The following is a 13224-nucleotide window of genomic DNA, read 5'->3' as shown; positions in this document are numbered from 1 at the left end:
ACAGTTCTACTTCCGTACAACTGACGTGACCGGTACCATCGAACTGCCAGAAGGCGTAGAGATGGTAATGCCAGGCGACAACATCAAGATGGTTGTGACGCTGATCCACCCAATCGCGATGGACGACGGTCTGCGTTTCGCAATCCGTGAAGGCGGCCGTACCGTTGGCGCGGGCGTTGTTGCTAAAGTTCTCGGCTAATCGCTGATAACATTTGACGCAATGCGCAATAAAAGGGCATCATTTGATGCCCTTTTTGCACGCTTTCACATCAGAACCTGGCTCATCAGTGATTAATTTTGTCATAATCATTGCTGAGACAGGCTCTGCGGAGAGCGTATAATACGAAAAGCGAATAGCATTTCGATTGGTTTGCCTCGCACTCGCGGGGTGAAAATGTTTGTAGAATACTTCTGACAGGTTGGTTTATGAGTGCGAATACCGAAGCTCAAGGGAGCGGGCGCGGCCTGGAAGCGATGAAATGGGTAGTTGTTGCCGTGCTGCTGATTGTGGCGATTGTCGGCAACTATCTTTATCGTGACATGATGCTGCCGCTACGCGCGCTTGCAGTGGTAATTCTGATTGCTGCGGCGGGTGGTGTCGCGCTGTTGACGACGAAAGGCAAAGCGACCGTTGCGTTTGCCCGCGAAGCGCGTACCGAAGTCCGCAAGGTCATTTGGCCGACTCGCCAGGAAACATTGCACACCACGCTGATTGTAGCGGCGGTAACCGCTGTAATGTCACTGATCCTGTGGGGACTGGATGGTATTCTGGTTCGCCTGGTATCCTTTATCACTGGCCTGAGGTTCTGAGATGTCTGAAGCCCCTAAAAAGCGCTGGTACGTCGTTCAGGCGTTTTCCGGTTTTGAAGGCCGCGTAGCTACGTCGCTGCGTGAGCATATCAAATTACACAATATGGAAGAGTTATTTGGCGAAGTCATGGTTCCGACCGAAGAAGTGGTTGAGATCCGTGGCGGCCAACGTCGCAAAAGCGAGCGTAAATTCTTCCCGGGTTACGTGCTGGTTCAGATGGTGATGAACGACGCGAGCTGGCACCTGGTGCGCAGCGTACCACGCGTAATGGGCTTTATCGGCGGCACATCTGACCGTCCGGCGCCAATCAGCGACAAAGAAGTTGATGCGATTATGAACCGCCTCCAGCAGGTTGGTGATAAACCGCGTCCTAAAACGCTGTTTGAACCGGGTGAGATGGTTCGTGTTAACGACGGTCCGTTTGCTGACTTTAATGGTGTTGTCGAAGAAGTGGACTACGAGAAGTCCCGCCTGAAAGTTTCCGTTTCTATCTTTGGTCGTGCGACCCCGGTAGAGCTGGACTTTGCTCAGGTAGAAAAAGCCTAAGCAGCGATCAAAAAAGCGACGATTTAATCGTTGCACAGGGCGCGAGATTGGAATACAATTTCGCGCCTTTTGTTTTTATGGGTCCCGACCCGTAAAACGATTTTTATTCACGGGGAGCCTCTCCGAGGCGTTATTACCCAATCAGAGGATTTTAGAATGGCTAAGAAAGTACAAGCCTACGTCAAGCTGCAGGTTGCAGCAGGTATGGCGAACCCAAGTCCACCAGTTGGTCCAGCTCTGGGTCAGCAGGGTGTGAACATCATGGAATTCTGTAAAGCGTTCAACGCCAAAACTGAATCCATGGAAAAAGGTCTGCCAATCCCAGTTGTAATCACTGTTTACGCTGACCGTTCTTTCACTTTCGTTACCAAAACCCCTCCAGCAGCAGTTCTGCTGAAGAAAGCAGCGGGCATCAAGTCTGGTTCCGGTAAGCCGAACAAAGACAAAGTGGGTAAAATTTCCCGCGCTCAGTTGCAGGAAATCGCGCAGACCAAAGCTGCCGACATGACTGGTTCCGACATTGAAGCGATGACTCGCTCCATCGAAGGTACTGCACGTTCCATGGGCCTGGTAGTGGAGGACTAAGAAATGGCTAAACTGACCAAGCGCATGTCCGTGATCCGTGACAAAGTTGATGCGACCAAACAGTACGACATCAACGAAGCTATCGCTCTGCTGAAAGAACTGGCTACCGCTAAGTTCGTTGAAAGCGTTGACGTTGCCGTTAACCTGGGCATCGACGCTCGTAAATCCGATCAGAACGTTCGTGGCGCAACTGTACTGCCACACGGTACTGGCCGTTCCGTACGCGTAGCTGTATTTGCTCAGGGTGCAAACGCTGAAGCTGCTAAAGCTGCTGGCGCTGAACTGGTAGGTATGGAAGATCTGGCTGATCAGATCAAGAAAGGCGAAATGAACTTTGACGTTGTTATTGCTTCTCCAGATGCAATGCGCGTTGTTGGCCAGCTGGGCCAGGTTCTGGGTCCACGCGGCCTGATGCCAAACCCGAAAGTGGGTACTGTAACCCCTAACGTTGCTGAAGCGGTTAAGAACGCTAAAGCAGGTCAGGTTCGTTACCGTAACGACAAAAACGGCATCATCCACACCACCATCGGTAAAGTGGACTTTGACGCTGACAAACTGAAAGAAAACCTGGAAGCTCTGCTGGTTGCGCTGAAAAAAGCAAAACCAACTCAGGCGAAAGGCGTGTACATCAAGAAAGTTAGCATCTCCACCACCATGGGTGCAGGTGTTGCAGTTGACCAGGCTGGCCTGAGCGCTGCTGCAAACTAATGCCTTTACGTGGGCGGTGATTTTGTCTACAATCTTACCCCCACGTTTGCTAACAAACGTTAGCGGCTAAAAGAATTGTTCGTTGGAGCCTGGCCTATCCAGGCCTCCGTCGAAGACCGCAGGTGTTTCGCAAGAAACTTAATCCCCTGCGTAGACGGTGACAGAACGCTAAGATTATTTTAAATACTCTGGCTTGTTTCTGCTCACCGTATTAAGACGCTCTTCCCGTTGGGTCGAGTGAAGTGAGTTCCGGAACATGAGTTCCGGCAAACATCCAGGAGCAAAGCTAATGGCTTTAAATCTTCAAGACAAACAAGCGATTGTTGCTGAAGTCAGCGAAGTAGCCAAAGGCGCGCTGTCTGCAGTAGTTGCGGATTCCCGTGGCGTTACTGTAGACAAAATGACTGAACTGCGTAAAGCAGGTCGTGAAGCTGGCGTATACATGCGTGTTGTTCGTAACACCCTGCTGCGTCGCGTAGTTGAAGGTACTCAGTTCGAGTGCCTGAAAGACACGTTTGTTGGTCCGACCCTGATTGCATACTCTATGGAACACCCGGGCGCTGCTGCTCGTCTGTTCAAAGAGTTCGCGAAAGCGAATGCAAAATTTGAGGTCAAAGCTGCAGCCTTTGAAGGTGAGTTGATCCCGGCATCGCAAATCGATCGCCTGGCAACCCTGCCGACCTACGAAGAAGCAATTGCACGCCTGATGGCAACCATGAAAGAAGCTGCGGCTGGCAAACTGGTTCGCACTCTGGCTGCTGTACGCGATGCGAAAGAAGCTGCTTAATCGCAGTTATCTTTATAAAGCATTTGCTTACGTATAAACTTATTCTGATTTTCAGGAACAATTTAAATGTCTATCACTAAAGATCAAATCATTGAAGCAGTTGCAGCTATGTCCGTAATGGACGTTGTAGAGCTGGTATCTGCAATGGAAGAAAAATTCGGTGTTTCTGCTGCTGCTGCTGTAGCTGTAGCTGCGGGCCCGGCTGAAGCTGCTGAAGAAAAAACTGAATTCGACGTAATTCTGAAAGCTGCTGGCGCGAACAAAGTTGCTGTAATCAAAGCAGTACGTGGCGCAACTGGCCTGGGTCTGAAAGAAGCTAAAGACCTGGTAGAATCTGCTCCAGCTGCGCTGAAAGAAGGCGTGAGCAAAGACGACGCAGAAGCACTGAAAAAATCTCTGGAAGAAGCTGGCGCTGAAGTTGAAGTTAAATAAGCCAACTTTTCTGGTTGCAGCCTAAGCAATTAGGCTGATGGCTGGTGACTTTTTAGTCACCAGCCTTTTTGCGCTGTAAGGCATCAGCAGCATTTCACACTGTTTGACTGCTGGTTGTCCTGACAATGCTTGTTTCTATCGACGACTTAATATACTGCGACAGGGTGCTCGCTCTGTGTAAATCGCAATGAAATGGTTTAAGCGTGATAGCAACAGGTATTGCGGAAAGTATTCAATTTTCCGGTCCACAAAATGGTGTTGCACAAACTGTCCCTTCGTCGGACAGATGGGTCGACTTGTCAGCGAGCTGAGGAACCCTATGGTTTACTCCTATACCGAGAAAAAACGTATTCGTAAGGATTTTGGTAAACGTCCACAAGTTCTGGACATTCCATATCTCCTTTCTATCCAGCTTGACTCGTTCCAGAAGTTTATCGAGCAAGATCCTGAAGGGCAGTACGGCCTGGAAGCAGCCTTCCGTTCCGTATTCCCGATTCAGAGCTACAGCGGTAATTCCGAGCTGCAGTACGTCAGCTACCGCCTTGGCGAACCGGTGTTTGACGTTCAGGAATGTCAGATCCGTGGCGTGACCTATTCCGCACCGCTGCGCGTAAAACTGCGTCTGGTGATCTACGAGCGCGAAGCGCCGGAAGGCACCGTAAAAGACATTAAAGAACAAGAAGTCTACATGGGTGAAATTCCACTCATGACGGACAACGGTACTTTCGTTATCAACGGTACTGAGCGTGTTATCGTTTCCCAGCTGCACCGTAGCCCGGGCGTCTTCTTTGACAGCGATAAAGGTAAAACGCACTCTTCCGGTAAAGTACTGTATAACGCACGCATCATCCCTTACCGTGGTTCATGGCTGGACTTCGAATTCGATCCAAAAGACAACCTGTTTGTCCGTATCGACCGTCGTCGTAAATTGCCTGCAACCATCATTCTGCGTGCACTGAACTACACCACTGAGCAGATCCTGGACCTGTTCTTTGAGAAAGTGATCTTTGAAATCCGCGACAACAAGTTGCAGATGGAGTTGGTGCCGGAACGTCTGCGTGGTGAGACCGCGTCGTTCGACATCGAAGCCAACGGCAAAGTGTATGTGGAAAAAGGTCGCCGTATTACCGCGCGCCACATCCGTCAACTGGAAAAAGATGATATCAAACACATCGAAGTTCCGGTTGAATACATTGCAGGAAAAGTAGCCGCGAAAGATTACGTTGATGAATCAACTGGCGAGCTGATCTGCCCGGCTAACATGGAGCTGAGCCTGGATCTGCTGGCTAAGCTGAGCCAGTCTGGCCACAAACGTATCGAAACGCTGTTCACCAACGATCTGGACCACGGACCGTACATCTCCGAGACTGTACGCGTCGACCCAACCAACGATCGTCTGAGCGCGCTGGTCGAAATCTACCGCATGATGCGTCCTGGTGAACCACCAACTCGCGAAGCGGCTGAAAGCCTGTTCGAGAACCTGTTCTTCTCCGAAGACCGCTACGATCTGTCCGCGGTAGGTCGTATGAAGTTCAACCGTTCTCTGCTGCGCGACGAAATCGAAGGTTCCGGTATCCTGAGCAAAGACGACATCATTGAAGTGATGAAGAAGCTCATTGATATCCGTAACGGCAAAGGCGAAGTGGACGATATCGACCACCTCGGCAACCGTCGTATCCGTTCCGTAGGCGAAATGGCGGAAAACCAGTTCCGCGTTGGCCTGGTACGTGTAGAGCGTGCGGTGAAAGAGCGTCTGTCTCTGGGCGATCTGGATACCCTGATGCCTCAGGATATGATCAACGCCAAGCCGATTTCTGCGGCAGTGAAAGAGTTCTTTGGTTCCAGCCAGCTGTCTCAGTTCATGGACCAGAACAACCCGCTGTCTGAGATCACGCACAAACGTCGTATCTCTGCACTCGGCCCAGGCGGTCTGACCCGTGAACGTGCAGGCTTTGAAGTTCGAGACGTACACCCGACTCACTACGGTCGCGTATGTCCAATCGAAACGCCTGAAGGTCCAAACATCGGTCTGATCAACTCCCTGTCCGTGTACGCACAGACAAACGAATACGGTTTCCTTGAAACTCCGTATCGTAAAGTGACCGACGGTGTTGTAACCGACGAAATTCATTACCTGTCCGCTATCGAAGAAGGCAACTACGTTATCGCTCAGGCGAACTCCAACCTGGATGACGAAGGCCACTTTGTAGAAGATCTGGTTACCTGCCGTAGCAAAGGCGAATCCAGCTTGTTCAGCCGCGACCAGGTTGACTACATGGACGTATCCACCCAGCAGGTGGTATCCGTCGGTGCGTCCCTGATCCCGTTCCTGGAACACGATGACGCCAACCGTGCATTGATGGGTGCGAACATGCAACGTCAGGCCGTTCCAACTCTGCGTGCTGATAAGCCGCTGGTTGGTACCGGTATGGAACGTGCTGTTGCCGTTGACTCCGGTGTTACTGCTGTTGCTAAGCGTGGCGGTACCGTTCAGTACGTTGACGCATCCCGTATCGTTATCAAAGTTAACGAAGACGAGATGTATCCGGGCGAAGCGGGTATCGACATCTATAACCTGACCAAATACACCCGTTCTAACCAGAACACCTGTATCAACCAGATGCCTTGTGTATCTCTGGGTGAGCCAGTTGAACGCGGCGACGTGCTGGCAGACGGCCCGTCCACCGACCTCGGTGAACTGGCGCTCGGTCAGAACATGCGCGTAGCGTTCATGCCGTGGAACGGTTACAACTTCGAAGACTCCATCCTCGTCTCCGAGCGTGTGGTTCAGGAAGATCGTTTCACCACCATCCACATTCAGGAACTGGCATGTGTGTCCCGTGACACCAAGCTGGGGCCAGAAGAGATCACGGCCGACATCCCTAACGTGGGTGAAGCTGCGCTCTCCAAACTGGATGAATCCGGTATTGTTTACATCGGTGCGGAAGTGACCGGCGGTGACATTCTGGTTGGTAAGGTCACGCCAAAAGGCGAAACCCAGCTGACGCCAGAAGAGAAACTGCTGCGTGCTATCTTCGGTGAGAAAGCGTCTGACGTTAAAGACTCTTCTCTGCGCGTACCAAACGGTGTTTCCGGTACGGTTATCGACGTTCAGGTCTTCACCCGTGACGGCGTTGAGAAAGATAAGCGTGCGCTGGAAATCGAAGAGATGCAGCTCAAACAGGCCAAGAAAGACCTGTCTGAAGAATTGCAGATCCTCGAAGCAGGTCTGTTCAGCCGTATCTATGCGGTGCTGGTTGCCGGTGGCGTTGAAGCTGAGAAGCTCGACAAACTGCCACGCGATCGCTGGCTGGAACTGGGCCTGACCGACGAAGAGAAACAGAATCAGCTGGAACAGCTGGCTGAGCAGTATGACGAACTGAAACACGAGTTCGAGAAAAAACTCGAAGCGAAACGCCGTAAAATCACTCAGGGCGACGATCTGGCACCAGGCGTGCTGAAGATTGTTAAGGTGTATCTGGCTGTTAAACGTCAGATCCAGCCTGGTGATAAAATGGCAGGTCGTCACGGTAACAAGGGTGTTATCTCTAAGATCAACCCGATCGAAGATATGCCGCACGATGCTAACGGTACACCGGTAGATATCGTACTGAACCCACTGGGCGTACCGTCTCGTATGAACATCGGTCAGATTCTGGAAACCCACCTTGGTATGGCTGCGAAAGGTATCGGCGACAAGATCAACGCCATGCTGAAACAGCAGCAGGAAGTCGCGAAACTGCGCGAGTTCATCCAGCGTGCCTACGATCTGGGTACCGACGTTCGTCAGAAAGTCGACCTGAACACCTTCAGCGATGAAGAAGTGCTGCGTCTGGCAGAGAACCTGCGCAAAGGTATGCCAATTGCAACGCCGGTATTCGACGGTGCAAAAGAAGCTGAAATCAAAGAGCTGCTGCAACTGGGTGGTCTGCCAACGTCTGGCCAGATCACGCTGTTTGACGGCCGTACCGGTGAACAGTTCGAGCGTCCGGTAACCGTAGGTTACATGTACATGCTGAAACTGAACCACCTGGTCGACGACAAGATGCACGCTCGTTCTACCGGTTCTTACAGCCTGGTTACTCAGCAGCCGCTGGGTGGTAAGGCTCAGTTCGGTGGTCAGCGCTTCGGGGAGATGGAAGTGTGGGCGCTGGAAGCATACGGCGCAGCATACACCTTGCAGGAAATGCTCACCGTTAAGTCTGATGACGTGAACGGTCGTACTAAGATGTATAAGAACATCGTAGACGGCAACCATCAGATGGAACCGGGCATGCCAGAATCCTTCAACGTACTGTTGAAAGAGATTCGTTCGCTGGGTATCAACATCGAACTGGAAGACGAGTAATTCTCGCTCAAACAGGTCACTGCTGTCGGGTTAACGCCCGACAGCAGAGTGTGCTAACTCCGACGGGAGCAAATCCGTGAAAGACTTATTAAAGTTTCTGAAAGCGCAAACTAAAACCGAAGAGTTTGATGCGATCAAAATTGCTCTGGCTTCGCCAGACATGATCCGTTCATGGTCTTTCGGTGAAGTTAAGAAGCCGGAAACCATTAACTACCGTACGTTCAAACCTGAGCGTGACGGCCTTTTCTGTGCGCGTATTTTCGGGCCAGTAAAAGATTACGAGTGCCTGTGCGGTAAGTACAAGCGCCTGAAACACCGTGGTGTGATCTGTGAGAAGTGCGGCGTTGAAGTGACCCAGACCAAAGTACGTCGTGAGCGTATGGGCCACATCGAGCTGGCGTCTCCGACCGCTCACATTTGGTTCCTGAAATCTCTGCCGTCCCGTATCGGCCTGCTGCTGGATATGCCGCTGCGCGATATCGAACGTGTTCTGTACTTCGAATCTTATGTGGTTATCGAAGGCGGAATGACGAACCTGGAACGTAACCAGATTCTGACCGAAGAACAGTATCTGGACGCGCTGGAAGAGTTCGGTGACGAATTCGACGCGAAGATGGGTGCGGAAGCTATTCAGGCCCTGCTGAAGAGCATGGATCTGGAGCAAGAGTGTGAAACGCTGCGCGAAGAGCTGAACGAAACCAACTCCGAAACCAAGCGTAAAAAGCTGACCAAGCGTATCAAACTGCTGGAAGCGTTCGTTCAGTCTGGTAACAAACCAGAGTGGATGATCCTGACCGTTCTGCCGGTTCTGCCGCCAGATCTGCGTCCGCTGGTTCCGCTGGATGGTGGTCGTTTCGCCACGTCGGATCTGAACGATCTGTACCGTCGCGTGATCAACCGTAACAACCGTCTGAAACGTCTGCTGGATCTGGCTGCGCCGGACATCATCGTACGCAACGAAAAACGTATGCTTCAGGAAGCAGTCGATGCCCTGTTGGATAACGGTCGTCGCGGTCGTGCGATCACCGGTTCTAACAAACGTCCTCTGAAATCTTTGGCCGACATGATCAAAGGTAAGCAGGGTCGTTTCCGTCAGAACCTGCTCGGTAAGCGTGTTGACTACTCCGGTCGTTCTGTAATCACCGTAGGTCCATACCTGCGTCTGCATCAGTGCGGTCTGCCGAAGAAAATGGCACTGGAGCTGTTCAAACCGTTCATCTACGGCAAGCTGGAACTGCGTGGCCTCGCCACCACCATCAAAGCCGCGAAGAAAATGGTTGAGCGTGAAGAAGCTGTCGTTTGGGATATCCTGGACGAAGTGATCCGCGAACACCCGGTACTGCTGAACCGTGCACCAACTCTGCACCGTCTGGGTATCCAGGCATTTGAGCCAGTCCTGATCGAAGGTAAAGCTATCCAGCTGCACCCGCTGGTTTGTGCGGCTTATAACGCCGACTTCGATGGTGACCAGATGGCTGTTCACGTACCGCTGACGCTGGAAGCCCAGCTCGAAGCGCGTGCGTTGATGATGTCTACCAACAACATCCTGTCTCCAGCGAACGGTGAACCTATCATCGTTCCTTCTCAGGACGTTGTACTGGGTCTGTACTACATGACCCGTGACTGTGTTAACGCCAAAGGCGAAGGCATGGTGCTGACTGGCCCGAAAGAAGCTGAGCGTATTTATCGCGCTGGCCTGGCCTCTCTGCATGCGCGCGTTAAAGTGCGTATCACCGAATACGAAAAAGATGAAAACGGCGAGTTCGTTGCGCACACCAGCCTGAAAGACACGACCGTTGGCCGTGCCATTCTGTGGATGATCGTACCGAAAGGTCTGCCTTTCTCCATCGTCAACCAGGCGCTGGGCAAGAAAGCGATCTCCAAAATGCTGAACACCTGTTACCGCATTCTGGGTCTGAAGCCGACCGTTATCTTCGCTGACCAGACAATGTACACCGGCTTTGCTTATGCAGCGCGTTCAGGTGCATCTGTTGGTATCGATGACATGGTCATCCCAGAGAAGAAACACGAGATCATCTCTGAAGCGGAAGCTGAAGTGGCTGAGATCCAGGAGCAGTTCCAGTCTGGTCTGGTAACCGCAGGCGAACGTTACAACAAAGTTATCGATATCTGGGCTGCGGCGAACGATCGTGTATCTAAAGCGATGATGGATAACCTGCAAACCGAAACCGTCATTAACCGTGACGGCGTAGAAGAGCAGCAGGTCTCCTTCAACAGCATCTACATGATGGCCGACTCCGGTGCGCGTGGTTCTGCTGCACAGATTCGTCAGCTGGCAGGTATGCGTGGTCTGATGGCGAAGCCAGATGGCTCCATCATCGAAACGCCAATCACCGCGAACTTCCGTGAAGGTCTGAACGTACTCCAGTACTTCATCTCCACGCACGGTGCGCGTAAAGGTCTGGCGGATACCGCACTGAAAACAGCGAACTCCGGTTATCTGACGCGTCGTCTGGTTGACGTTGCACAGGATCTGGTCGTCACCGAAGACGATTGTGGCACCCTCGAAGGTATCACCATGACCCCGGTTATCGAGGGTGGTGATGTTAAAGAGCCGCTGCGCGATCGCGTACTGGGTCGTGTGACCGCGGAAGACATTCTGAAGCCGGGCACCGCAGACATTCTGGTTCCACGCAATACGCTGCTGCACGAACAGTGGTGTGACCTGCTGGAAGCGAACTCTGTTGACTCTGTAAAAGTGCGTTCCGTTGTATCCTGTGACACCGACTTTGGTGTTTGTGCGCACTGCTACGGTCGTGACCTGGCGCGTGGCCACATCATCAACAAAGGTGAGGCTATCGGCGTTATCGCGGCACAGTCCATCGGTGAGCCGGGTACACAGCTGACGATGCGTACGTTCCACATCGGTGGTGCGGCATCGCGTGCGGCTGCTGAGTCCAGCATCCAGGTGAAAAACAAAGGTAGCATCAAGCTCAGCAACGCGAAGTCTGTTGTTAACTCCGCAGGCAAGCTGGTTGTGACCTCTCGTAACACCGAGCTGAAGCTGATCGACGAATTCGGTCGTACCAAAGAGAGCTATAAAGTGCCTTACGGTGCGGTTATGGCGAAAGGTGATGGCGAGCAGGTTGCTGGCGGTGAAACCGTTGCAAACTGGGATCCACACACCATGCCGGTTATCACCGAAGTAAGTGGTTTCATCCGCTTTACTGACATGATCGACGGCCAGACCATTACTCGTCAGACCGACGAGCTGACCGGTCTGTCTTCTCTGGTGGTTCTGGATTCTGCTGAACGTACTACCGGCGGTAAAGATCTGCGTCCTGCACTGAAAATCGTTGATGCTCAGGGTAACGATGTTCTGATCCCGGGTACCGATATGCCTGCGCAGTACTTCCTGCCGGGTAAAGCGATTGTACAGCTGGAAGATGGCGTACAGATCAGCTCTGGTGACACCCTGGCGCGTATTCCTCAGGAATCCGGCGGTACCAAGGACATCACCGGTGGTCTGCCACGCGTTGCGGACCTGTTCGAAGCACGTCGTCCGAAAGAGCCTGCAATCCTGGCTGAAATCAGCGGTATTATCTCCTTCGGTAAAGAGACCAAAGGTAAGCGCCGTCTGGTTATCACGCCAGTAGATGGCAGCGAGCCGTACGAAGAGATGATTCCTAAGTGGCGTCAGCTCAACGTGTTCGAAGGTGAACGCGTAGAACGTGGTGACGTGGTTTCCGACGGTCCAGAAGCGCCGCACGACATCCTGCGCCTGCGTGGTGTGCATGCTGTTACCCGTTACATTGTTAACGAAGTACAGGACGTATACCGTCTGCAAGGCGTTAAGATTAACGATAAACACATTGAAGTTATCGTTCGTCAGATGCTGCGTAAAGCCACCATCGAAAACGCGGGCAGCTCCGACTTCCTGGAAGGCGAGCAGGTTGAATACTCACGCGTTAAGATCGCTAACCGCGATCTGGAAGCGAACGGCAAAATCGGTGCGACCTTCGCACGCGATCTGCTGGGTATCACCAAGGCGTCTCTGGCAACCGAGTCCTTCATCTCCGCAGCATCGTTCCAGGAAACGACTCGTGTCCTGACCGAAGCCGCTGTTGCAGGTAAACGTGATGAACTGCGCGGTCTGAAAGAGAACGTTATCGTGGGTCGTCTGATCCCGGCCGGTACCGGTTATGCGTACCACCAGGATCGTATGCGTCGTCGCGCAGCGGGCGAACTGCCGGCTGCACCGCAGGTGACTGCCGAAGATGCATCCGCGAGCCTTGCAGAACTGCTGAACGCAGGTCTGGGCGGTTCCGACAACGAGTAATCGTTGATGCCGTAAATAAAAAACCCGCCTCGGCGGGTTTTTTTACATCTGCATTTCTTCACTTCACTAACGGGATGCGTCGATAAAGCTCAATCATATCGCCCGCCAGATCCTGAATAACCATCGCGTTCATCAGGTGGTCCTGTGAGTGAACGGTAATCAGGTTAACCGGAAGTTTTCCGGTCCCTTCATCGAGACCGATAAGCTGCGTCTGGATCGTATGCGCATGCTTAACATATTCGCGGGATTCTTCCATTGCTTTTTCAGCTTCGTCAAAATCACCTTTACGCGCCATCTGTAACGCCGTCAGGGCCGCACTGCGCGCCGCGCCGGCGTTAACCAGCAGTTCCATGATCGTTGTTTCTAAGTCTTCCATTATGACTCCAGAAGTTTGAGCGCTTTTTCCAGTACGGCATCACCTTTCATCATGCCGTAATCCATCATGTCGATGACCGCGACCTTTTTTCCGAGTGGTTCGGCCTGCGCCTGGAGTTTTGCCTGTTCGTATTTAACCTGTGGCCCCAGTAATACGATATCAGCCGTCGCGATGTTATCTTTAAACTCCGCGACCGGAACGGCTTTAATGGTTACTTCGACTCCTTTTTTCTGCGCGGCATCTTTCATACGTTGAACCAGCATGCTGGTTGACATTCCCGCTGCACAGCATAAAACGATGTTCTTCATAGTCAGCCTCGATCTACATGTGT

At 52.3% G+C, this 13224-nt stretch carries 10 protein-coding genes and 1 pseudogene; 9 read left to right on the top strand and 2 right to left on the bottom strand.

Annotated elements, in window-relative coordinates; genetic code table 11:
* The 9 genes and pseudogenes from tuf to rpoC form a co-directional block, all read left to right on the top strand.
* Positions 1 to 199 (top strand): annotated as a pseudogene (gene tuf, locus G6Q29_RS21065) (elongation factor Tu); the annotation flags it as partial.
* Positions 200 to 426: 227 nt separating this feature from the next.
* The gene (gene secE, locus G6Q29_RS21060) at positions 427 to 810 is read left to right on the top strand and encodes a preprotein translocase subunit SecE (protein ID WP_003862342.1); all 384 of its coding nucleotides are present in this window, start codon (positions 427 to 429) and stop codon (positions 808 to 810) included.
* Position 811: 1 nt separating this feature from the next.
* Positions 812 to 1357 carry a transcription termination/antitermination protein NusG gene (gene nusG / locus G6Q29_RS21055; protein ID WP_003862341.1) on the top strand — a complete coding sequence of 182 codons (546 nt, stop codon included), beginning with the start codon at positions 812 to 814 and terminating at the stop codon, positions 1355 to 1357.
* A gap of 156 nt (positions 1358 to 1513) precedes the next feature.
* Positions 1514 to 1942 (top strand): 50S ribosomal protein L11, encoded by a 429-nt coding sequence (gene rplK / locus G6Q29_RS21050; RefSeq protein ID WP_003862340.1) that lies wholly within the window; start codon positions 1514 to 1516, stop codon positions 1940 to 1942.
* Between the two features lie 3 nt (positions 1943 to 1945).
* Positions 1946 to 2650: a 50S ribosomal protein L1 gene (gene rplA, locus G6Q29_RS21045; protein ID WP_006810530.1), complete on the top strand. Its 705-nt coding sequence runs from the start codon at positions 1946 to 1948 to the stop codon at positions 2648 to 2650.
* Between the two features lie 289 nt (positions 2651 to 2939).
* Complete coding sequence (gene rplJ, locus G6Q29_RS21040) at positions 2940 to 3437, top strand: 50S ribosomal protein L10 (RefSeq protein WP_003862338.1); 498 nt, start codon at positions 2940 to 2942, stop codon at positions 3435 to 3437.
* 66 nt (positions 3438 to 3503) lie between these two features.
* The gene (gene rplL, locus G6Q29_RS21035; RefSeq protein ID WP_002445276.1) at positions 3504 to 3869 is read left to right on the top strand and encodes a 50S ribosomal protein L7/L12; all 366 of its coding nucleotides are present in this window, start codon (positions 3504 to 3506) and stop codon (positions 3867 to 3869) included.
* Positions 3870 to 4188: 319 nt separating this feature from the next.
* A complete protein-coding gene (rpoB, locus tag G6Q29_RS21030) occupies positions 4189 to 8217 on the top strand; it encodes a DNA-directed RNA polymerase subunit beta (protein ID WP_032673707.1) in 4029 nt (1342 codons plus the stop codon).
* Between the two features lie 76 nt (positions 8218 to 8293).
* Entirely contained in the window at positions 8294 to 12517 is a 4224-nt protein-coding gene (gene rpoC, locus G6Q29_RS21025) for a DNA-directed RNA polymerase subunit beta' (RefSeq protein ID WP_006810528.1), read from the top strand.
* Between the two features lie 58 nt (positions 12518 to 12575).
* On the opposite strand, the gene G6Q29_RS21020 is transcribed toward rpoC, so the two are convergent.
* Positions 12576 to 12893, bottom strand: a complete 318-nt coding sequence (locus tag G6Q29_RS21020) for a PTS lactose/cellobiose transporter subunit IIA (protein WP_165466977.1) — start codon at positions 12891 to 12893, stop codon at positions 12576 to 12578.
* Positions 12893 to 13201, bottom strand: a complete 309-nt coding sequence (locus G6Q29_RS21015; RefSeq protein WP_023334100.1) for a PTS sugar transporter subunit IIB — start codon at positions 13199 to 13201, stop codon at positions 12893 to 12895. Before G6Q29_RS21015 ends, G6Q29_RS21020 begins: the two co-directional genes overlap by 1 nt.
* Positions 13202 to 13224 lie beyond the last annotated feature (23 nt).

Source organism: Enterobacter cloacae, assembly GCF_011078175.1.
Lineage (GTDB): Bacteria > Pseudomonadota > Gammaproteobacteria > Enterobacterales > Enterobacteriaceae > Enterobacter > Enterobacter cloacae_Q.
The sequence above is the reverse complement of the archived record's forward strand: the minus strand, read 5'-3'. Positions and strand labels throughout refer to the sequence as shown.

Coding starts and splice junctions, on each gene's coding strand:
- secE (WP_003862342.1), top strand. CDS start 427: ATGAGTGCGAATACCGAAGCTCAAGGGAGCGGGCGCGGCCTGGAAGCG.
- rplL (WP_002445276.1), top strand. CDS start 3,504: ATGTCTATCACTAAAGATCAAATCATTGAAGCAGTTGCAGCTATGTCC.
- nusG (WP_003862341.1), top strand. CDS start 812: ATGTCTGAAGCCCCTAAAAAGCGCTGGTACGTCGTTCAGGCGTTTTCC.
- rplJ (WP_003862338.1), top strand. CDS start 2,940: ATGGCTTTAAATCTTCAAGACAAACAAGCGATTGTTGCTGAAGTCAGC.
- rplK (WP_003862340.1), top strand. CDS start 1,514: ATGGCTAAGAAAGTACAAGCCTACGTCAAGCTGCAGGTTGCAGCAGGT.
- G6Q29_RS21020 (WP_165466977.1), bottom strand. CDS start 12,893: ATGGAAGACTTAGAAACAACGATCATGGAACTGCTGGTTAACGCCGGC.
- G6Q29_RS21015 (WP_023334100.1), bottom strand. CDS start 13,201: ATGAAGAACATCGTTTTATGCTGTGCAGCGGGAATGTCAACCAGCATG.
- rpoB (WP_032673707.1), top strand. CDS start 4,189: ATGGTTTACTCCTATACCGAGAAAAAACGTATTCGTAAGGATTTTGGT.
- rplA (WP_006810530.1), top strand. CDS start 1,946: ATGGCTAAACTGACCAAGCGCATGTCCGTGATCCGTGACAAAGTTGAT.